Annotated in this window: 20 protein-coding genes and 1 tRNA gene; 10 read left to right on the plus strand and 11 right to left on the minus strand. The window is 55.3% G+C overall.

Going from position 1 to position 21,640, the window contains the following annotated elements; genetic code table 11:
• Positions 1 to 43: 43 nt before the first annotated feature.
• The 3 genes from TH4_RS19255 to TH4_RS19265 all read right to left on the minus strand — a co-directional run bounded on the left by TH4_RS19255 (position 44) and on the right by TH4_RS19265 (position 2,536).
• On the minus strand, positions 44 to 955 hold the full coding sequence (locus TH4_RS19255) for an AraC family transcriptional regulator (RefSeq protein WP_083997202.1): 912 nt from the start codon (positions 953 to 955) through the stop codon (positions 44 to 46).
• 121 nt (positions 956 to 1,076) lie between these two features.
• The gene (locus tag TH4_RS19260) at positions 1,077 to 2,261 is read right to left on the minus strand and encodes an NADH:flavin oxidoreductase/NADH oxidase family protein (protein WP_064782403.1); all 1,185 of its coding nucleotides are present in this window, start codon (positions 2,259 to 2,261) and stop codon (positions 1,077 to 1,079) included.
• Between the two features lie 2 nt (positions 2,262 to 2,263).
• Complete coding sequence (locus TH4_RS19265) at positions 2,264 to 2,536, minus strand: hypothetical protein (RefSeq protein WP_064782404.1); 273 nt, start codon at positions 2,534 to 2,536, stop codon at positions 2,264 to 2,266.
• A 160-nt stretch (positions 2,537 to 2,696) separates the two neighbouring features.
• Here TH4_RS19265 and TH4_RS19270 point away from each other — a divergent pair, with 160 nt between their 5' ends.
• The 8 genes from TH4_RS19270 to TH4_RS19305 all read left to right on the plus strand — a co-directional run bounded on the left by TH4_RS19270 (position 2,697) and on the right by TH4_RS19305 (position 11,399).
• Complete coding sequence (locus tag TH4_RS19270; RefSeq protein WP_063088155.1) at positions 2,697 to 3,596, plus strand: LysR substrate-binding domain-containing protein; 900 nt, start codon at positions 2,697 to 2,699, stop codon at positions 3,594 to 3,596.
• Positions 3,597 to 3,853: 257 nt separating this feature from the next.
• Positions 3,854 to 5,050 (plus strand): ABC transporter substrate-binding protein, encoded by a 1,197-nt coding sequence (locus TH4_RS19275; protein WP_008890666.1) that lies wholly within the window; start codon positions 3,854 to 3,856, stop codon positions 5,048 to 5,050.
• Between the two features lie 141 nt (positions 5,051 to 5,191).
• Positions 5,192 to 5,974, plus strand: a complete 783-nt coding sequence (locus TH4_RS19280; RefSeq protein ID WP_064782405.1) for an ABC transporter ATP-binding protein — start codon at positions 5,192 to 5,194, stop codon at positions 5,972 to 5,974.
• Positions 5,971 to 6,678, plus strand: coding sequence for an ABC transporter ATP-binding protein (locus tag TH4_RS19285; RefSeq protein WP_008890664.1), 708 nt, complete (start codon positions 5,971 to 5,973; stop codon positions 6,676 to 6,678). Before TH4_RS19280 ends, TH4_RS19285 begins: the two co-directional genes overlap by 4 nt.
• A 12-nt stretch (positions 6,679 to 6,690) precedes the next feature.
• Entirely contained in the window at positions 6,691 to 7,701 is a 1,011-nt protein-coding gene (locus TH4_RS19290; protein WP_064782406.1) for a branched-chain amino acid ABC transporter permease, read from the plus strand.
• Positions 7,698 to 9,029 (plus strand): branched-chain amino acid ABC transporter permease, encoded by a 1,332-nt coding sequence (locus tag TH4_RS19295; RefSeq protein ID WP_064782407.1) that lies wholly within the window; start codon positions 7,698 to 7,700, stop codon positions 9,027 to 9,029. The genes TH4_RS19290 and TH4_RS19295 overlap by 4 nt, the downstream gene beginning before the upstream one ends.
• 268 nt (positions 9,030 to 9,297) lie before the next feature.
• Positions 9,298 to 10,209 carry a DMT family transporter gene (locus tag TH4_RS19300; protein WP_245228019.1) on the plus strand — a complete coding sequence of 304 codons (912 nt, stop codon included), beginning with the start codon at positions 9,298 to 9,300 and terminating at the stop codon, positions 10,207 to 10,209.
• A gap of 140 nt (positions 10,210 to 10,349) precedes the next feature.
• A complete protein-coding gene (locus TH4_RS19305) occupies positions 10,350 to 11,399 on the plus strand; it encodes a DMT family transporter (RefSeq protein WP_083997199.1) in 1,050 nt (349 codons plus the stop codon).
• A gap of 34 nt (positions 11,400 to 11,433) precedes the next feature.
• On the opposite strand, the gene TH4_RS19310 is transcribed toward TH4_RS19305, so the two are convergent.
• Together TH4_RS19310 and TH4_RS19315 are read right to left on the minus strand one after the other, a co-directional pair.
• Positions 11,434 to 12,321, minus strand: coding sequence for an SDR family oxidoreductase (locus TH4_RS19310; protein WP_064782408.1), 888 nt, complete (start codon positions 12,319 to 12,321; stop codon positions 11,434 to 11,436).
• 488 nt (positions 12,322 to 12,809) lie between these two features.
• Entirely contained in the window at positions 12,810 to 13,670 is an 861-nt protein-coding gene (locus TH4_RS19315) for a hypothetical protein (protein ID WP_064782409.1), read from the minus strand.
• 841 nt (positions 13,671 to 14,511) lie between these two features.
• Here TH4_RS19315 and TH4_RS19320 point away from each other — a divergent pair.
• Both TH4_RS19320 and TH4_RS19325 read left to right on the plus strand, forming a co-directional pair.
• On the plus strand, positions 14,512 to 15,444 hold the full coding sequence (locus TH4_RS19320; protein ID WP_064782410.1) for an AraC family transcriptional regulator: 933 nt from the start codon (positions 14,512 to 14,514) through the stop codon (positions 15,442 to 15,444).
• Between the two features lie 282 nt (positions 15,445 to 15,726).
• Positions 15,727 to 16,536 (plus strand): hypothetical protein, encoded by an 810-nt coding sequence (locus tag TH4_RS19325; RefSeq protein WP_064782411.1) that lies wholly within the window; start codon positions 15,727 to 15,729, stop codon positions 16,534 to 16,536.
• Between the two features lie 110 nt (positions 16,537 to 16,646).
• On the opposite strand, the gene TH4_RS19330 is transcribed toward TH4_RS19325, so the two are convergent.
• The 6 genes from TH4_RS19330 to hscA form a co-directional block, all read right to left on the minus strand.
• Positions 16,647 to 16,723, minus strand: a tRNA-Met gene (locus tag TH4_RS19330).
• Positions 16,724 to 16,906: 183 nt separating this feature from the next.
• On the minus strand, positions 16,907 to 18,052 hold the full coding sequence (mnmA, locus tag TH4_RS19335) for a tRNA 2-thiouridine(34) synthase MnmA (RefSeq protein WP_064782412.1): 1,146 nt from the start codon (positions 18,050 to 18,052) through the stop codon (positions 16,907 to 16,909).
• A gap of 117 nt (positions 18,053 to 18,169) precedes the next feature.
• Positions 18,170 to 18,874 carry a thiaminase II gene (tenA, locus tag TH4_RS19340; protein WP_064782413.1) on the minus strand — a complete coding sequence of 235 codons (705 nt, stop codon included), beginning with the start codon at positions 18,872 to 18,874 and terminating at the stop codon, positions 18,170 to 18,172.
• A 125-nt stretch (positions 18,875 to 18,999) separates the two neighbouring features.
• Positions 19,000 to 19,197, minus strand: a complete 198-nt coding sequence (iscX, locus tag TH4_RS19345) for a Fe-S cluster assembly protein IscX (protein ID WP_008890653.1) — start codon at positions 19,195 to 19,197, stop codon at positions 19,000 to 19,002.
• A 54-nt stretch (positions 19,198 to 19,251) separates the two neighbouring features.
• Positions 19,252 to 19,587, minus strand: a complete 336-nt coding sequence (locus TH4_RS19350) for a ferredoxin family 2Fe-2S iron-sulfur cluster binding protein (protein WP_008890652.1) — start codon at positions 19,585 to 19,587, stop codon at positions 19,252 to 19,254.
• A 154-nt stretch (positions 19,588 to 19,741) separates the two neighbouring features.
• Entirely contained in the window at positions 19,742 to 21,640 is a 1,899-nt protein-coding gene (gene hscA / locus TH4_RS19355) for a Fe-S protein assembly chaperone HscA (protein ID WP_064782414.1), read from the minus strand.

Here is a 21,640-nt window from a genome sequence, read left to right on the forward strand (position 1 = left end):
ATGGTTTGATCAGACGGCCAATAGAAAGACGGGGGATGTTATTTTATTGGGAAATGCTGCGATATTTCGCAGGTGTCAGCCCGGTAAAGCGGCTAAACCGCGTGGTCAGATGGGCCTGACTGGAAAAGCCGGTCTCAAGTGCGATTTCGGCAACCGGCGCGCTGCCATCACGCAGCATATGCATTGCGCGTTCGATCCGGCGGCGCAGAACGAATTGATGTGGCGCTTCACCCACGGTTTTGCGGAACATGCGGGCAAAGTGATAGGCCGACAAATCAGCAACCTCTGCCAGTTCTTCAATGGTTAGCGGCTGGTCAAGGTTGGCATCGACAAAATCAAATACCCGACGTTTGATCACCGGCGACAACCCGCCGCGGACCTTGAAACCAAGATCACGGCGCGTTGAGTAACTGCGCAGCATATGGCCCATCAAAAGCTGTCCGGCATTCGACATCGCCATCCGATCGGCGGGCACATCCCAATCAAGCGGCAGCATTGCTTGCCGCACAGTCTGTTCGATCAGCGGATCAAGGAAAAACGTCTTTTCCGGGACTTCGACCGCATTGGGTTCAATGTCAAAGGCCTCGACCACGGCGCGTTCCCAGGCGGCATGCGGAATATAAACGTGAAACAGCTCCACCTCGCCATGCACCAGCCAGTCCGATGTCAGATAGGCCGGCATCAAACAACACCGACCGGGGCCACCGCCACTCATCGGGTCTGCGCCGATCTTGCGCTGAATGCCCGTACCGCCATTGACATAGAGGCTGATGGTGTGGTGATCAGGATCGGTATAGCGGGTCAGGACATCTGCCTTGCGCCGCCAGTGGGCCGCCGAGATGCTTTCGCCGAAATCACCCGCGCGCAACAGGTTCGCATCCCCAATCAATTGATTGAAGACTTCAAACTTCTGATAGCGCCCGTTGGGCTGAAAGGCTGATGCGGTCTCTGCCATTTTCTGTTCCTGACATGAAGACCACATCATCGCATTGTGTTTTGGATTTGCAAAGCAATGCGCATGCAACCCTGACCTGTTTTGCGCAAGAATGTGAAAACGCCGCCCTTCCGCGTAACGATCAAATGTCGAAATGCCGCAACCAAATCCGCGCCCGGTCCGCATCCCGCGCTTCGTAGGCGGCAAGGACCTGATCCAGATCATCAAATTCCGGCATTTTCATCCGCCCTGCCAGCGCCGTCAGTCGCATGGTGTACCATGCCGTAATGCCGCCAGCCGGCGCATGATCAAAACGGGGAAAGACCGGATCATGGTAATCATCGCGTTGCCAGATATGTGGCAGTGCGGGCTCAATTACCAAGGCACGCGCCAGTCCGACGATATCAATGACGCCGCTATTCAGCGCCTGCTCTGCCTGTGCACGGGTCTTGAAGCCACCGGTCAACATCAGGGGCTTGGTGGTAACCTTGCGGGCCCGCTTGGCAAAATTCATGAAATAAGGCCCGCCGCCAGCACCGTCAGAGGCCGCCTTTGCCCCCGGAAAATAAGTAACGCCACTGATATCGATCAGATCGATTTTGGTTTGATCAAGCGCGGTAACGACGGCCAGTGCATCATCTTCGCTTAGGCCACCTTCCAACTGATCGGTGGCATTCAGTTTGACCGCCACGACGAAACCGTGCCCGACGGCTGCGCGCACGGCACCAATGGTTTCAAGAAGCAACCGCATGCGATTGGCAATCGACCCGCCATAGTCGTCGCGTCGCCTGTTAAACAGCGGTGAAAGGAACTGGTTAAGCAAGAAGCCATGGGCCGCGTGAATTTGCACCCCGCCAAACCCGGCCTGCTCAGCAAGCTTGGCGGTTCTTGCAAACCGGGCCGGGATTTTACGGATTTCATCATCGGTCAGTGCAGCACATTTCAGCCCCGGAAGATCAAGCGCACTCGGCCCCTTTGGCGTGCTGGTCGGGGCAAAGGCAAGTGCCCCGGCATGCCCCAGTTGTAGCCAAAGGTTACTGCCCTTTGCCGCACCCTGCCGGGCAAGCGCACGGAACCGATTAAGGTCGGCATTGTCATCGAGCACAAGATTACCGGGCTTCTCGGCATATCCCGGTTGCGCCTGTACTTCACCGATGATCGACACCCCCACCCCACCCTCGGCCCAGCGGCGGTAAAGCCGGTTCTGGGCTTTGGTCGGGTGGCCGGTGCCATCGCCAAGCGAGTCCGACATTGCCGATTTCGCAATCCGGTTCTTGAGGATGACACCACTTGGCAGCTCCAATGGTCTGAATAATGGGTTTTCCAAGATCAGTGATCCTTGCGCGACGGGGATGGCCAATTCAAAACCAGTCCCGACAGGACATCCCCCGGTTCGGTGATGTAGGTGCCATGATTGCGTCGGCTTTCATGCAGTTCCGCCGCACTTAAATGAGATTTGTTGGGTGCGGTGGGGACAGCACGCGAAGATTTGGCGACGATGGCCTTCTGGATCGCGCGTTCATTTTGCCAGGCTTCAATGGCGGCACGCAGGTGACCGACAAGGCCCAGCGGGGCATGTTCGAAAGATGTGATCGCTTTCATGATGAGAATCTCCAATCTGTGTTTATCCAAGATTGAGGATTCCTCATTGATTAATCAAACGAGAAGATCTAATCTCATCTATTAGAAAATCTCACAACATAAGTTTCGCGCTATTACTGCGAAACGCACCCATCGCGTTCCTTTTACCAAGAGGCCGATCATGAATTCTCCGACAAGCGTTGTTCACAATCTTGATCTCGATCTTGCCCGGACGTTTGTCGCGATCTGCGAGACTGGCAATTTTTCACGCGCAGCCGAAAAGGTTCATCGCAGTGCGTCGGCGATCAGCCTTCAGGTCAAAAAGCTTGAAACCATGGTCGGGCGGGAATTGTTCAAACGCGAAACCCGCAAGGTCACCATGACCGAGGATGGCGAGGTTTTGCTGGGTTATGCACGGCGTTTGCTTAAACTTAATGACGAGGCGATGTCGCATTTCCATGCCCCGGAATTTGCCGGCACCGTGCGGCTGGGTGTGCCCAATGACACCGGCATCGTTGCCATTCCCGAAATCCTCAAACGGTTTGCGCAAACCCATCCGCATGTTGATATCGACGTCAATCTGGGTCCGACCCGCACCCTGCGTCAGGCCATCCATAAAGGCGATCTGGATATCGCAGTCTTCAGTTTTGATGCGGAGCTTGATCGCCAACCGCCCATCCATGCTGAACCGCTGGTCTGGCTGGGGGCGCGTCATGGCAGTGCGATTGACAAACGCCCCCTGCCGGTATCGATGGCCGAACCCGGTTGTTACTGGCGGACCATGGCACTGAAGGCGCTTGATGATGCCGGGGTAAATTACCGCATCGCCTATACTAGCGAGTTTTGCCAGGCACAGATTGCCGCCGTGCGCGCCGATCTGGCGATTGCGCCGCTTCCGATCAGTGTCATTTCAGATGATCTTGTGCATCTTGGCCCGTCGCACGGCCTGCCGGAAATCGGCGAATATCGCATGACCCTGGCCAAGCGTGATGGTCATGGCGCGGTCGAGGAGGCATTGGCCGAACATGTAATTGCCGGGTTCCGCAAGATTTCCGAACGCGGCATGCGGGTGTTTGCCTGATCACCTAGGCATCAAAGCCCCCTGTTGTGCCCCATATAGGGCAGTCATTGCCCGCCGTGACATCACGAAACTCACGCAATCACAGGTGTGAACTCAGCCACACCTGTGTTCGCCCATATGGTCGCAAAACCTGCCGCCACCCGCCCCATATGCAAGAGCGATTTTGTAACTTAAAGTTAAGAAACTGGAAACGCGTTGTGTTTTCTGTATACTGCCCCACGAATATAAAGGCCCAATAAAACAGGGAAGGCTACACTATGGGAAAACTCTCTACCCTCCTCTTCTCGGCAGCCCTTTCGACGGCTGTCGTCGCAGGCGCATCTGCACAGGAACAGGTAAAGATCGGCATGCTGCAAGGCTTCACCGGCCCGACGGAATCACTCGTCAAGCCGATGGCACTTGGCGGCGAATTGGCCATTAAGGAAGTTTCCGACAGCGGCCTGCTGCTTGGCGGGCGTGAAGTTGTTTCGGTACGCGGTGACAGTACCTGTATCGACGCAGCAGCAGCCACCGCGGCGGCTGATCGTCTTGTGACGTCTGATGGCGTTCACGGCATTAACGGTGCGACCTGCTCTGGCGCGACCACGGCCATCCTGAACAACGTTGTCCGCGCAAACGGCATCGTGATGATTTCGCCGTCGGCAACCTCGCCGGCGCTGAGCGAAATCGAAGATGACGGTTACTTCTTCCGTACCGCACCGTCGGACGCACGTCAGGGCCAGATCATTGCTGAAATCCTTGATCGTCGCGGCATCAAATCGGCTGCGCTGACCTATACCAACAACGACTATGGCAAGGGTCTTGCTGACGCCATTCAGGCGGCATACGAAGCAAAAGGCGGCAAAATCACCGCCGTTGCAGCCCATGAAGATGGCAAGGCCGACTATTCTGCTGAAATCGGCACACTGGCATCTGCCGGTGGTGAAGTTCTGATTGTTGCCGGTTACCTTGACCAAGGCGGCAAAGGCATCATCCAGGCATCGCTTGATACCGGTGCGTTCGACAAGTTCGTCCTGCCGGACGGCATGGTTGGTGAAGCGCTGACCGATAACTTCGGTGATATGCTTGATGGCTCGATCGGCACCAACCCGGGTACTGACAGCCCGGGCGCGTCCATGCTGGCCGAACTGGCATCAGGCAAGGGCTTCAAGGGTGATGACCCTTATGTCCCCGAAGCATATGATGCATCTGCCCTGCTTCTGCTGGCCATGCAGTCGGCTGGTTCGACGGATAGTGCTGTCTACAAAGACCATATCCTGAAAGTTGCCAATGCACCGGGTGAGAAAATCTATCCGGGTGAACTGGCCAAGGCGCTTCAGATCCTCGCCGATGGTGGTGACATCGACTATGTCGGTGGTACCGCGCTCGAACTGATCGAGCCGGGCGAGTCCGCTGGTAGCTTCCGTGAAACGGAAATCAAGGGCGGCAAGTGGGAAACGGAGATGTACCACTAAGCCGATCATCCTTTGATCGCTAACGACGCTGGAACTGTCAGAGACTTCGGTTTCTGGCAGTTCCTCTATTACCGGGCTGTCACTGCAATATTTGGTTGATCTCCCCGGTACAGAACGCATGACAAGGGTCAAAAACTCCCAATGATACGGGTCGAAAACATCGCCAAGAATTTCGGCGGCATTCAGGCAGTCGATGGCGTATCGCTATCCATTGAAAAAGGCTCCATCACCGGCCTGATCGGGCCGAATGGTGCCGGTAAAACAACATTGTTCAATATTATTGCGGGCGTCTTTCCGCCGTCTTCGGGGAAAATATTCCTTGATGACGAAGACGTAACCCACCTTGAACCGCACGAACTTTTCCACAAGGGCCTTTTGCGAACCTTCCAGATTGCGCACGAATTCTCGACACTGAGTGTGCTGGACAATCTGATGGTGGTTCCGGGCAACCAGCCGGGCGAACAATTGCGCCATAGCTGGTTTAACTATTCCCGCGTCAAAGAAATCGAAGCCCAAAACTACGAGCGCGCGCTTGAGGTGATCGATTTCCTTGAGATTGACCATATCAAGCATGAGTTGGCGGGCAATCTTTCCGGCGGGCAGAAAAAACTGCTGGAACTGGGCCGCACCATGATGGTCGAACCCAAGATCGTCTTTCTTGATGAAGTTGGTGCCGGCGTGAACCGTACGCTGCTTAATACCATTGCGACCTCGATAAAGCGCCTCAATGAAGAGCGCGACTATACCTTCTGCCTGATCGAACATGACATGGATTTCATTGCCAGCCTGTGTGATCCCGTGATCGTCATGGCCGAGGGCAAGGTCCTGACCCAGGGTACGATCGAAGAGGTCAAGAATAACGAGGAGGTCATCGAGGCCTATCTCGGCACAGGTCGCAAGCATGAACGGAAGGTGCCGTCATGAGTTTCTTAAGCGCAACCGGCATGACCGGCGGCTATGGCGGCAGTGATATCCTTCATGACTGCACGATTACCGTTGAAAAGGGCGAGATCGCCGTTGTTGTCGGCCCCAATGGTGCCGGTAAATCAACCGCGATGAAGGCAGTGTTCGGCATGCTGAACCTGCGTGAAGGGTCGGTGGTTCTGGATGGCAAGGATATTACCAACCTCGCCCCGCAGGAACGCGTGCCCGAGGGCATGGGCTTTGTGCCCCAGAACCGCAACGTCTTCGTTTCGATGACGGTCGAGGAAAACCTCGATATGGGGGCCTTCATCCGCAAGGACGACAAGATCGAGGAAACCAAACAACAGATTTTCGATCTGTTCCCGATCCTTGGCGAAAAACGCAATCAGCCCGCAGGCGAGCTTTCCGGTGGTCAACGCCAGCAAGTGGCGGTTGGCCGGGCACTTATGACCCAGCCAAAGCTGCTTATGCTCGATGAGCCGACCGCGGGTGTTTCGCCCATCGTGATGGATGAATTGTTCGACAAGATCGTGGAAGTCGCCAGAACCGGCGTCGCCATTCTGATGGTTGAACAAAATGCCCGTCAGGCGCTTGAGATCGCCGATCACGGGTTTGTCCTGGTGCAGGGACGCAACCGGTTCACCGATACGGGCGAAGCCCTTCTCGCCAACGAAGAAGTTCGCCGCTCCTTCCTGGGCGGCTAAGTGGGGACTTGAATGGAAATTCTTAACGCACTCGCGCTGTTTACCAATTTTGTGGTCGTTCCGGCGACTGCCTATGGTGCACAGCTCGCCCTTGGGGCGCTTGGCGTCACACTTATTTTCGGCATCCTGCGCTTTGCGAACTTTGCGCATGGCGAGTTGATGTCATTTGGCACCATGATCACGATTTTGGTCACTTGGTTCCTGCAAAATATGGGCGTTTCTATCGACCCCTTCCCGACCGCCCTTCTGGCGTTGCCGATCGGGGTACTCGCCGCCATCAGCATGGCGCTTGTCATGGATCGGATGGTGTTTCGCTTTTATCGCAAGCAGCGCTCAAACCCGATTGTCTTTGCCATTGTTTCGGTCGGCGTGATGTTCCTGATTGCCGGCATTATCCGTATCGTCATCGGCCCGGCCGATCAAAGCTTTGCCGACGGGGAGCGTTTTATCATTGGCGCGATTGATTCACGCCGTGCACTTGGCCTTGATGAAGGTATTGCGATCAAGCAAAGCCAGTTGATCACGGTTGTTGTCACGGCCATTGTCGTTGCCTGGCTGTTCTGGTTCTTGCAGAAAACCCGGTCGGGCAAGGCCATGCGCGCCTATTCCGATGACGAGGATCTGGCGCTGCTGTCGGGGATCAACCCGGAACGTGTGGTGATGATCTGCTGGATTATTGCCGCGGCACTGGCGGCCATTGCCGGCACGCTGTATGGCCTTGATAAGACCTACAAGCCGTTCATCTTCTTGCAAATTCTGCTTCCGATCTTTGCAGCCACCATTCTGGGCGGCATCGGGCAACCGGTCGGCGCGATTTTGGGCGCGTTCATTGTTGCCTTCTCCGAGGTGACGGTGACCTATGCCTTCAAGAAGTTCCTGACCTATCTTGGCCCGACGGATTGGGCGCCGGACGGGCTCGTGCAACTTCTGTCGACGGACTACAAGTTTGCAGTCTCCTTCATCATTCTGGTCGCGGTTCTTCTGATCCGGCCAACCGGTATTATTCGTGGGAAAGTGATATGACGAAGAGAGTTGCGCTCCTATATGGCCTGATGTGCCTGGTGTTGATCGCGATCGGCTTTCTTCAAAGCTGGAATGTCGCCTTTGGCATCTTCAATCTTTGTGTGATTTCTGCGGTGATGGCGCTCGGCGTCAATATGCAGTGGGGCTATGCCGGCCTGTTTAATGTCGGTGTGATGGGCTTTACAGCCCTTGGTGGCTTGACCGCCGTTCTGGTCTCGATGCCTCCTGTGGGCGAAGCCTGGGCTGCTGCTGGCGGGGATATTGCCCTTTCCTTGCTGAGCCTTGCTGCGACCATTGTTGCAGTCATTTACGCCCGCCGCTTTGTTCACCCGGCATTGAAGCTTCCGGTCACGCTTGTTCTTTTGCTGGCGGGCTACTTCCTGATCGGGGTGTTCTTTGGTCCGGCGACCGATGCGATTGAAAGCATCGACCCGGCGCTCAGCGGTTATCTTGGTGGTGCGGGCTTACCCGTTCTTGTCGCCTGGCCGCTTGCCGGTTTGGTGGCCGCTGGTGGCGGTTGGCTGATCGGGCGGATCGCGCTTGGCCTGCGGGCCGATTATCTGGCGATTGCCACCCTAGGCATTTCCGAGATCATCATTGCGATCATCAAGTACGAAGAATGGCTGTCGCGCGGGGTCAAGAACGTCACCGGCATTCCACGCCCGGTGCCCTATGAAGTCGACCTGATCGAAAGCGAATGGTTCATCAGCCTGGCCAACTTCTTTGGTGCAACCGAGATTTCCGATGCCGCCAGCCTGTTTGTCAAACTGTGCTATGCGGTGCTGTTTGTCATCGTGCTTGCGATCATAATGTGGTTTGCCGAACGCGCATTGAAGTCGCCGTGGGGCCGCATGATGCGTGCCATTCGTGACAACCGCGATGCGGCAGCCGCGATGGGCAAGGATGTCAAACGTCGTCACCTTCAGACCTTTGTTCTGGGCTGTGCGGTGTGCGGGATTGCCGGTGCGATGCTAACTACGCTTGATGGTCAGTTAACGCCAACCAGTTACATTCCGCTGCGCTACACCTTCCTGATCTGGGTGATGGTGATCCTCGGTGGGTCTGGCAACAACTGGGGCTCGATCCTGGGTGGCTTTATCATCTGGTTCCTTTGGGTCGAGGCAGAGCCGTTTGGCAACTGGTTCATGTCAACGATCACCGCCCCGCTTGGCGAAGGATCGGAGCTTGCCCAGCACCTGGTCGCCGGTGCGGCCTATATGCGCTATCTGATGATGGGGGCGATCCTTTTGATCGTTATGCGGTTTGCGCCAAAGGGACTGATCCCCGAGGCCACCAACCGATCAACAGCAATGACGCGGTCTTCCTGACCAAACATTCAAAAGCGGGGCGGATACAATGCAGTATCCGCCCCGTTTTTTTATGCGGCGAACCCTCCGCAAAAATCCGAAAATACCGCAAGAACGTGAAAGCCACGCGAGGCTGACTGTGGCCTATTATTGGTTTGCGGATATGCCCCATATATTCGCAAAAGCCCTGATTGGTCCCCGCGCGCTGCCAACCTGCGTGACCAGTTCTGCATCACCCGTCACCCTTCGTGCCACCGCCCCTCGCGCACGTGCTGTTTTGAAAGCCCCGATGATGACAGCCCTCTTATTCGTGATCGTCACCGCCTGCTGGGGATTTACCTGGTATGCGATCAAACTTCAGATCGGACCAATCCCGGTTGAAATCTCGATCTTTTATCGCTTTGCGCTGGCCGCGGTCGTTTTGTGCGGCTTCCTGTTGATAACGCGCAAATGGCGCCCTGTGCCATGGCACGCGCATCCATGGATCGTGCTTTTGGGCTGCGGGCTGTTTGGCATCAACTTTATCCTGATGTATTCGGCGACCGGCTATATCGCCAGCGGCATTGTCGCGGTGATTTTCACCACCTCGACCATTTTCAATGCGCTGGGCAACTGGGCCTTTTACGGCAATCGCCCGGGCCTGCGCTTTGTCTTTGGTGCGGCATTCGGGCTTGCTGGCATCGCCTGTCTGTTTGCCAACCAGATCTATGCCCTGTCGCACAACGCCAATGCCATCACCGGCATGCTGCTTGCGCTTGGCGGCACGGCGGTGTTTAGCTGTGGCAATATGGTGTCGGTTAAACTCAACCGCATGGGCATTCCCAACCGTGATGCGGTCGCGCGTGGCATGATTTATGGCACGGTGTTGCTGTTCATCTTTGCCCTATTCAAGGGCCAGACGCCGGTCATGCCGACCGATCCAGTTTATATCGGTGGTTTGCTGTATCTCGCCATTCCCGGATCGGTCGTAGCGTTTATCGCCTATCTCGCACTGGTTAACCGTGTCGGTGCCGGACGTGCAGCCTATGTCACCGTGCTGTTCCCGGTTGTCGCATTGACGGTCTCAACCTTCCTCGAAGGTTACGTCTGGACCCCGATTGGCGCGACCGGCCTTGCGATGGTGTTGCTTGGTAACATCACGATCTTTGCGCGGCTTCCGAAATTCATTGGTATGAGGAATAAAACCCTCGCGGCGGAATAGGACACCTGGTTGTCTGATGATTAAAACGGGGCCGCTTGGGCCCCGTTTTTTGATCCCACCTTCAGGTCCGAAACTGGCGAGCAGCCAAAAAACAATCCGCCTAATCTTCGTTGGTCACCAACAGATCGACGGAGCCCCCCATGTTGCCCCATGAAAACACCACACGTTTGATATCGCTTGATATGGAACTGTCTTCCCGCCCGAAACATCGCGGCATTGATGGCCCAAGAAACCTCTCTGCCGCAGGTGGCTTACATCCCAAACAACTGCCCACCCAGCCGATGGACCGCGTCAGCTGGTTGATGCTGGTCTCGCTATCGGTCCTGTGGGGCGGATCGTTTTTCTTTACCGAAATCGCGCTTGTCGATCTGCCGCCCCTGACGCTTGTGCTGTGCCGGGTGTCGATTGCGACCATGGTTCTGTGGTGGGTGGTGTTGTTGCGCGATATTGCCATCCCGCGTGATCCGAAATTCTGGGCGGGCGTTGCCGTCATGGGCGGGCTTAACAACCTGATACCGTTTTGCCTGATTGTCTGGAGTCAGACACAAATCACCAGCAGCCTTGCCGCAATCCTGAATGCCACCACCCCGCTTTTCAACCTTTTGATCGCCCATATCACGACAGACACAGAAAAGCTGACACTGCGCAAAACCATCGGTGTCCTGATCGGGTTTGGCGGCGTGATCGTGATTTTTGGTCTGCCGACATCTGGCAACACGATGGGCCTGCTTGCGCCGGGTGCCGTTTTGCTTGCCGCCTTCACTTACGGCTGCGCCGGGGTATTTGGCAGACGTTTTGCCTCCACCCCGCCAATCCTGACCGCGGCCGGCATGACCAGCGCGTCGAGCCTCATGCTCCTGCCGTTGTCAGTCATCATTGATCTGCCCTGGCACCTGCCCGTTCCCACCACCAGCACCATCCTTGCCGTGCTGGGCTTTGCCACACTCAGCACGGCGCTGGCCTATATCCTCTATTTCGCCATCCTCAAACGTGCCGGGGCAAGTAACCTTCTGCTGGTTACCTTCCTAATCCCGGTCAGTGCGATTTTGCTGGGGGTTGGGTTCCTTGGCGAGGTCCTTTTGGCGCAGCACATGATCGGAATGGCAGTTATCGGGTTTGGTTTGCTTGTTATTGACGGGCGGATTTTATCTCGCCCCAAGCCAGCTCAGCCCGTCACGCCAACCAAATAAGAAAGGCCGGAATTTTCCGGCCTTTCTTTATGCATCAGTGATCAAAATATTCGGCAGTCTGCATATCCTTGATCAGGCCAATCTCACGCGGCAGCCAACCAAGCACCTGCTGCGTGCGACCGCTGGAGGCACAGCAATCAAGCTCGGCAAAATGGCTGAACCAGCCAAAATAGTCCTTTGCATGTTCACGCGATAAGGACTTGAACGGCAGACCAAGACCGACACTGATCGTATGGGCGATGTCGGCGAAGGCAACGCCTTCCTCCCCCACGGCATGATAGGCCGGTTGGCTGGCGTGGTCTTCGATGGCAAGACGATAGGCACGTGCTGCATCCAAACGATGCACCGCAGGCCACAGGTTATCGCCATCCTCGATACAGGCAACAAAGCCCTTTTCGCGCGCCAGATTGATCAGAAGCGGCACAAAACCATGATCACCCGCCCCGTGGACCGACGGCGGCAAGCGCATCACCGATGCATTGACACCCTTGGCGACAATGTTTGCCACGGCTTCTTCGGTGGCCTTGCGCGGGATATCGGCGGTTACCGTATCGCTTTCGACCACCGGGCGGTCCGCACGCAACAGCCCAATGCCAGATGTGACAATCATCGGGCGGTTTGATCCGGCCAGAACCGATCCCATCGCCTCGATGACATGGCGGTCCTTTTCACAACTTTCGACAAAGCGGGTGAAATCATGATTAAAGCCGGTATGGATCACCGCATCACAGGATGCCGCCCCGCCTTGAAGACTGCCAAGGTCATCCAGATCACCGCGAAAGACGGTCGCGCCGACGGCAGCCAGTTTTTCGGCCCCGGTATCGCTGCGCGTCAGGCCGAGCACCGAATGCCCATGATCAAGAAGCTCCTTCACCACAGCTGATCCGACAAAGCCCGTCGCACCCGTTACAAAAACACGCATAGTCACTCCATCCCAATATCTGCAAAACAACCGGACCGCATCGCGTCCTGTTACGGCCACAATATCGCTTGCCATCTGGACGAACTATACGCATCAGTCCATGATATATTTTCATTCGTCCAGAAACAGGCCGCTATATGGATCCGCTCCACTCACACGTAGACCTGCCCCAAGGCTGTTATAGCCTCCTCAGCCGCAAGGCGCCGCTTGATCGCTGCTAACATGTGGTGAAACTTGGGAATTCCGCGGAACGACCAGATCGAGCGCTATGTTTGCGTGGCAGTGCCGCCGGTTCTTGGGAAGACAGATCCACAGCACTGGGTCAGCCCAGGTGCAAGCGGTTCCTTGAAAAACTTCGCCGGCAGGCTAGCGATCACCTTCTGCTGACCGCAGCCATCCGAACCTGCTGATGCGGGGAATTAAATCGAACACAAAAAAAGACCGCCACGATGGCGATCCCGATTAACTTCCGCATGGAATATCTCCGATTATTTTAAGTGAATTGGGGTCCTGTACCCATAGGCGAGCGAACCCGGAACGGGTATGCCGTCCAGTGATATGCCGTACCCGCCGTCGAAATCTTCTGATGTAATAGAAATCCCCATGCTTATTCGCGATTCTTTCCGCTTTGACACAGAGATACCACGCCAATAGTTCAATACGGAGACTGCTTTGATGTAGTGTCCACCACCCATGCCTCCGAATATCCCGTATGTGCCTGGCTCTGGATGTGAGTTGGCGATTACTGTCTCAGTGATCCGCCCTCTTTCTGATGGCGTGGCAATGTTGATACCAACGCCCTCACCTACTGCTCCGTCTGGAAAATCTGACTGTTCATAAATTTCAGTTATGAGAACGGACGAGACTTTGCAGTCGTCCCCATTGATCTGAACACCAAAAGCATAGCGTTCATCTGACACGCCAGAAGTACCTGATATTACGCCGCCTTTTATCGTAATATCGTTGGCTGAGGCCCAAACGCCCATATATCGATTTCTGATGTAGTTAACGCCATCGGATACCGACCCAGATCCTTCCAGCTTTGCCCCGACCCTGAACCCGGATATCTTGCCTGTCTTCTTAGTGTCATATAAGCGGGAGCCAGCCCCCATAAGCTTGACGCCGTAGTCCCATTCGTTCCCCTTGTTTGAAGAGCGTATCGCATGCCCATTCAAATCAAGATGCGCAGATTCCGTGAAAATGAGTCCGTCACCAGACGCGACATTAATATCTGACGTCAAAATATAGCTGCCACTGCCATAAATTCCGCTTTTGTCAATTTCTCGGATGGCAGGCTCGCAACCAGAAAGGAAAAGCAGCCAGAAACAAGTCAAAATGAATTGGCGCAAGGTTCATTTTCTCGTTAGTGATGTGAATTATGTAGCTTACCCTGACACACCTTTAAATAGCAAATCCATCCGCTTAGATTCCAGTGACCAAGGCCAAAAAGGCGGCGTGTCTAGTGAATCCAGATGAGTTAGCGTCGGATGCAACATGGCTGGTGGTAATTGGCGTTAGTGTAACAGAAAGAGGATTGGCGAATACAGACCGTCTGAAATTTGGTGAATGTCTAAGCAATATGTTGAAGCAATCAAACCGCTCGTTTTGTCCAAGGCGAAGTTTAAACTATAAGAGATTGCAGTCCTTTCGTAGGACATATCGACGCCATTTCCTGTGCTAAACTAAGGCAAAGCGGAGATGGCTTGTTGCTTCTCACCTATTACCTTATTGATCAGCATGATCAAAACAGACTTTTACGAGCAAGAATTATTCGGACTGATCATCTGCAAGATTATATGTTACTTTTCTGACCGGTGTAGACTTAGACTTGTACGTCGCCAAATAGAACAGGTTTCTGATCCTTTCCCGCTTTGGCTCCCAAGTTCCCGAGTTCACGTTTTTAGCAACGCTTACCATACCATCACTACCAGTCGACGTTGACTCTGGATCAGCCCCTGTGACCAGCCCTACCACCGAACGCTAATGATCAAGAAGCTCCTTCACCACAGCTGATCCGACAAAGCCCGTCGCACCCTTTACAAAAACACGCATAGTTACTCCATCCCAATATCTGCAAAAACTACGTGCCCGCATCGCGGCCCGTTGCGGCCACAATATCGCTTGCCTTCTGGACGAACTATACGTATCAGTCCATGATATATTTTCATTCGTCCAGAAACAGGCCGCTATATGGATCCGCTTTCCGATATCCTGTCCCTGCTCCGCCCCGACAATTACCTGTCGGCCGGATTTGACATTGCCGCACCCTGGGCGATCCAGTTCCCCGATCAGGGGCAAAACATCAAAACCGCCGCCGTGGTTGAGGGTGACTGCTGGATCTCGGTGGATGGGGTACCGGACCCCGTGCATCTGCAAACAGGCGACTGCGTCTTGTTGCCGCACGGCAAAGCGTTCTTGATGGGAAGCGACCTTGATGTATCGCCGATGCTGGCCGGAACAACGTTCAAGCCAAGCGGCTATGGTGTCATTCGCACACTGAATGGTGGCGGGGATTGCGTGGTGGCCAGCAGCCGGTTTGGCCTTCACGGGCCACAGGCCGACTTGTTGCTGGCGATGTTGCCGCCACTTGTGGTCATTCGTAATCGCGATGAAAGCGAAGCACTTCGCCATTGCATTGAACGCACCATGACTGAGATGCGCAAAAACGATCCAGGCAGCAAACTGGTGTTGCAACATCTCGCGCACATGATGCTGATCCAGGTGTTGCGCATGTACATGAATGACGACGCCAAGGGGGTTGGCTGGTTCTTCGCCCTTGCCGACCCGCAAATCAGCAAGGCCATATCAGCCATTCATGCCGATCCGGCCCAAAACTGGACTGTGGAAAGCCTTGCAAAATGCTCAGGCATGTCCCGGTCCGCCTTCGCCGCCAAGTTCAAGGAACGCGTTGGCGAAAGCCCGATGGGCTATTTGATCCGTTGGCGGATGATGCTGGCCGGCGAAAGACTGACCACATCGCGCGAACCGATATCCCAAATCTCGCTCAGTCTGGGATATGAGTCCGAGAGTGCCTTTAGCACAGCGTTTAAGCGCGTGATGGGTTGCGCACCAAGAAGCTATTGCAAGGAAGTCTTGCCCCGGCAAGACGTCAAAATGACTTGAACACCCAAAGCACAAAGCACTGAGACCAAACGAGCCCCGCATCGCAGAATTTTGTTGGTGGGAGAAATATGCGTCGCACCTTACTGAAAAGATCAGGACGGATCGTACAGCGCTCAACATCACTGGCAGTCGCTATTTTCTGGCACTTGAATGATCAAATACACTTCATCTGAGCGCAAAAAACACCATTTAAACAAATGCCGCAATATTCCGAGCAACCTTTAGCCGACTGCACGATTTCAGGTAACTTCTTGAGATCATTTAATAAGAAAAGGGGCAAAGTTGGATATTCATCAAGAGTTTTTCGGAACAGAAAGCAGCATTGCTCTGATGAAGAGGAGTGCGGCTCTTTGGTCACTGATAAAGGACGATCCGAGATTTGCATATTACGGTCGGACGGTCGCCCTGTCCGATATACAGACCGACACCGCCGACATACTTGCATCTGTCGCCTCTTTGCTTGGCGCATCGGTTGCCTATTATTTCCCCAAATTCAAGGCAGATAAACTGTTCGCAGAACTGAAGGCGCGCGGATTTTCGTGCGACCGCCATGAACATTATTGGGGTGGTGAAGCCGCCTACGAGGCCAGCCGTCAAGTCCTTGATAAATATGACCTGCCAAGCGACCTGTCGATTGTAGCACTCGACAAAATGTCGCCGAATGAGCTGGTCGCTGATGTTGCAGCACTTTGCCAATCCTGTGACGTCATGCCTGTGCCGGGCGCCGTCATGCGGGGTCAAAGCAGGCGCGGCATAAACTTGGTTGCCATTGACGCGGCTGGCGTACCGGTTGCGAGTGCATCTTCGTTCGTGATGCATCATGCGTCCGGAGCACGGCCAAACGATGTATTTTGGGGCATGCTTGCCACGCGTGAGGACAGACGGGGCGAAAAGATCGGCTTAATTCTTGGTGCCAAGGCAATCATTCATATGTGGGAAAAAGAAGCCGCACGAGGTTTCATGACCGGCGTTCGCCTTGATAACCCCTCCTCGCAGGCGCTGTGCAACAAGCTGGGCGTAACGGACTCTGATTGGATCTATGCCTCTTGCATCAACAATGAAGTTCTCGGCCGAGCCAGTGTAACCAAGTAACCCATTTCGGTTGTCGCTGATCCAGGTTCATAACAAACCTACCTAACGCTTGTCCGGGCAGCCCCGAAACGAAACAAGCCCCACACCAAGGGATGCAGGGCTTGTTTAATTGGTAGCCGAGGAGGGACTTGAACCCCCGACACGCGGATTATGATTCCGCTGCTCTAACCAGCTGAGCTACTCGGCCACAAGGAATTTTGTGGTGTTCCGGTGCGCTTGGAACGAGGCGGTTTTTAAGTCAGGGAGCCGTCCCCGTCAAGCGCCTTTTTGACGATTTTGTCAAAAAACATCTTAGTAAAACCCCTGGTGAAACTGGCGGGCGAGGAACATGCGCCCTCGCCCGTCCTATTCGTTAATCGGGCAATCCCGATCAGGCGGCACTTGCCGTGTTGCCGATCAGCTCTTCGCGGGTGATCCAGCCACCGCCAAGCACGCGTTCGCCCTGATAAAACACACCGGCCTGCCCCGGTGCGATGCCGAACTGGGCATCGTGCAGTTCAATGCGGGCCTCGCCGGATGCTTCGGGGTAGACGGTTGCCGTGGTCGGCTGCATGGCCGAGCGCAGTTTGACTTCGACCTCAACCCCGTTTTCATCGATCTGATCGCCATCAAGCCAGTTAAGTTCGCGGACATAGACCAGTTTCTTGGCTAGGGCCGCCTTCGGCCCGACAATGACCTGACGCTTTTCAGGCGAGAGTTTGACGACATAAAGTGGTTCTGCCGTACCCCCGATATTAAGGCCACGCCGCTGCCCGACCGTGTAATGGATCAGGCCGCGATGATCGCCGAGCACATTGCCATCAAGATCAACGATCTCGCCGGGTTCGCCTGCCTCGGGACGCAGCTTTTCGACCAGACGGGCATATTTGCCATCCGGGACAAAGCAGATGTCCTGACTGTCGGGCTTGTCAGCGACTTCAAGGCCAAACTTGGCGGCAAGCGCACGGGTTTCCGCCTTGCTCATCAAATGGCCCAACGGGAAGCGCAGGAAATCAAGCTGTTCCTGGGTCGTGGTGAACAGGAAGTAGCTTTGATCGCGGTTGGGATCGGCGGCACGGTGCAGTTCGGCCCGGCCATTGGCACCCAGTTTCCGCTGCACATAATGGCCGGTCGCCATGCAATCGGCACCCAGGTCATAAGACGTTTCAAGCAGATCGCGGAACTTGACGGTCTGATTGCATTTCACACACGGGATCGGGGTTTCGCCGCGCATGTAGCTGTCGGCGAAATCATCGATCACTTCTTCGCGGAAGCGTGATTCGTAATCGAGCACGTAATAGGGAATGTCGATATCCTCGGCCACTTTGCGCGCATCATAAATATCGCGCCCGGCACAGCAGGACTTCGCACGGGTGGGCGCATTGGCCCCCATATCATAAAGCTGAAGCGTGATGCCTACCACGTCATAGCCTTCTGATTTCAGAAGGGCTGCAACGGCAGAGCTATCAACCCCGCCCGACATGGCAACAACCACGCGGGTATCTTGCGGGGCTTTATCAAAGCCAAGAGAGTTCATGTTTCTCACCCATCCGTGGGTCAAGGCCACGGCGACAAGAGGTTAATCCAAAATGGCAACGGGCGGCGCACACGCCACCCGCAAAATATCGTTCGGGCTTATATAGGCGATCTTGGCCTATTTTGCCAGATCAAGTCCCATCTGCCAAAAATCGGCTTCAAGGCGGCTTGCCATGGTAAAGGTTTCCACCAGCCCTTCGAGGCGGCGATGCCCGCCGCGCGTGGCAACTGTGTGTTCAAGCAATTCGATCTCGGCCTTTGCCACGTCCTGGAATTCATCGGACGCATACATTTCAATCCATGCCCGGTAGGGATTGCCGTCAAGCACAGTATCAGAACTTGCCATCAAGCGGTTTGCGATTTCGGCATAGCCCACCATACAGGGCATCAGGGCCACCTGCAGGTCCACTACATCGCCCTGATGACCACGATCAAGCACATAGCGGGTATAGGTGATGCACGCCCGTGCCTCGGACTCTGCGATGATATCGGCCTCCGACAGCCCCCAGCCTTTGCAGAAGTCCAGATGCAGGCTCATTTCCATATCAAGGATGGCATGCACTGTGCCGGAAAACTGGCGCATGGCATGCAGGTCTTCGGCCTTATAGGCCGCCAGCGCATAGGCGCGCGCAAACTGGATCAGGAACAGGTAATCCTGAATGAGGTAATGCTTGAACGCGGCCTCGGGCAAGGTGCCGTTGCCAAGTTGCTTGACGAAGTCATGACAGACATAGCTTTGCCAGGCTTCGGGTGCGCAGGTGCGCAATTTGCCAAACAGACTGTCGACGGGGATGATGTCGGTGAAGGTGGCGGGTTTGCTCATTCTGGTCCCTTCCCTGTTTACTCATGGTGGCTCAAACAAGAACGGACCAGCCCGCGTGTTGCAGGCTGGTCCGCATTTTCGTGATCAGGGTGCAGGCCGTTTGGCGCACATCACACTCATCGAAATCAGTCGTCGCGCTCGTCGATCCAGGCCATCTGGATGGCTTCAAGAATCTTCTCGTTCGACTTCGAAGGATCGTCTTCAAAACCTTCAAGCTCGGTGACCCATTTATGCAGGTCGGTAAAGCGAAGGTTGAGGTTATCCTTGTCCGGATGGGCTTCCTCAAGCTCGATCGCGATGTCCTGAATGTCTGTCCAACGCATATCCGTCTCCTTTGACACCGGGCGGCAATGCGCCCGGTCAGCAGAAGGTGAAACTTACTTGTCGACCATCATGTTGCGGGTCGCGGACGGCAGTTTGACACGCAGACCGTCGAGCTCGTCGCTCATGATGATCTGGCAGCCAAGACGCGAGGTCTCGGTCAGGCCAAAGGCAAGGTCAAGCATGTCTTCTTCGTCTTCGGACGGTTCATCAAGCTTGTCAAACCAGTCATCTTCAAGAATGACGTGGCAGGTCGAACATGCCAGCGAACCTTCGCAAGCACCTTCAAGGTCAATGCCGTTCTTGTGGGCAGCTTCCAGAACAGACAGGCCGTCGGCGACTTCGAATTCCTTTTCGGTGCCATCCGGCTCGACAAAAACGATCTTAGGCATTTGTGCCTTTCTCCTCGGTAATACTTTTCGTTCGATCTCTGTTTATGCGCCCCGCGATACGGGTCGCTTATCCGGCCTGACCTTGGCGGTTGTCGGGGACAATCGCCGCAGTTCGCCGGTTTGTCAATTCCACCGGTGTCGATTAATTCACTTCCTAGTGAACTTCATCGACATTTTGCCCGGCAAGTGCCTGGCGGATCCGGCTATCCATACGGGCCTCTGCAAACGGGCGGGATGCATTTTCAAGCGCCTCGGCGGCGTCATTGATCGCATCGCGGTTATCGCCCGCGGCGGCCGTTTCAAGATTGGCAATGGCCTGTTTGATGTTGGCCTCGTCTTCCTTGGTCAGAAGCGCACGGTCAGCATTCATTGCGGCATTGACCGCCAGAATATTGCGACGTGCTTCGACCCGGGCCTCGGTCAGGACACGCATTTCCATGTCTTCGCGGGCATGCACCATGCTATCGCGCAGCATGGTCGCCATATCAGACTCATTGATGCCATAGGTCGGCTTGACCGCAACTTCCTGTTCAGTCCCGGTGGTTTCTTCGCGGGCCGAGACGGTCAGCAGGCCATCGGCATCGACATTGAACTGTACACGGATGCGCGCAGCGCCAGCTGCCATCGAGGGAATACCGGTCAGCGCAAAGCGCGCGAGGGAGCGGCATTGGTCAACCATTTCACGTTCGCCCTGCACCACATGGATCATCATGGCCGACTGGCCATCCTGATAGGTGGTGAATTCCTGTGCCTTGGTCACCGGGATCGGCGTGTTACGGTCAATGACCTTTTCAACAATCCCGCCCATGGTTTCAAGACCAAGCGACAGCGGCGTCACATCCAGAAGAAGGTTGTCCGAGCCGCCCGTCAAAGCCTCTGCCTGTAGGGCAGCACCAAGGGCAACAACCTCGTCCGGATCGATGTCAGACAGCGGTTCCTGTTCAAACAGATCGGCCACCGCCTTGCGCACCGCAGGCACACGGGTAGAACCCCCGACCAGAACGACACCCTTGACGTCTTCGGGCAAGACATCGGCGTCATCAAGGACCTGTTCGGTGATGGCGGCCGTGCGGGCAACCAGCTTGGCGATCATTGCATCAAACTGATCACGCGTTACGGTGTGTTTGGTGTCTGTGCCATTAAGGGCCACGGTGACTTCGACGCTATCCTGATCGGTCAGGCTCTCCTTGACCGTCCGGGCGGCCTTCAGAAGGCGTTTGGCGTCCGATGCGTCAAGATCATCGGTCGCACCACCATCCTTGCGTTCTGCGAGAAGATGTTCGGCAATAGCATGATCGAAATCATCGCCACCAAGGGCAGCATCACCACCGGTCGCCTTCACCTGGAAGACGCCCTTTTGCATTTTCAGAAGCGAGATATCAAAGGTCCCGCCGCCAAGGTCATAGACGGCATAAAGCCCCTCTGCCCCGTTATCAAGGCCATAGGCCAGGGCGGCTGCGGTCGGTTCATTGACCAGACGCAGGACTTCCAGACCGGCCAGCTTGGCTGCATCCTTGGTCGCGGTACGTGCGCCATCATCGAAATAGGCCGGGACCGTGATCACGGCCTTTTCAACCGGCTTATCAAGACTTTCTTCCGCGCGTGCACGCAGTGCGCGCAGGATATCTGCTGAAACCTCGACCGGGGTCAGGACCCGATTACCGACATTCAGGCGCACCATCATCGGTTCGCCGTTTTCGGTTTCGGATTTTTCCGGGACTTCGACGTGATAAGGCAGCGTGCCGGCAACCGATTTGACGTCTTCCAGACCACGGCCCATCAGACGTTTGACCGATGAAACCACACGGCTGGCGTCTGAGTTGATCTGATCACGGGCAGCTTCGCCAACGACCGGCGTATCATCGCCGTAATAGACGACAGAGGGCACAATCGCATTGCCACCGGATTTGTCGCGCAGAACTTCAGGCTTTTCCGAGTTCGAGATTGCAACCACCGAGTTGGTGGTTCCAAGATCGATCCCGACAGCGATCTGGCGTTCGTCCTCATGCGGGAGGGGTGTTTCGCCCGGTTCGTGGATTTTTAGCAGAGCCAT

Source organism: Thalassospira tepidiphila MCCC 1A03514 (assembly GCF_001662875.1).
Lineage (GTDB): Bacteria > Pseudomonadota > Alphaproteobacteria > Rhodospirillales > Thalassospiraceae > Thalassospira > Thalassospira tepidiphila.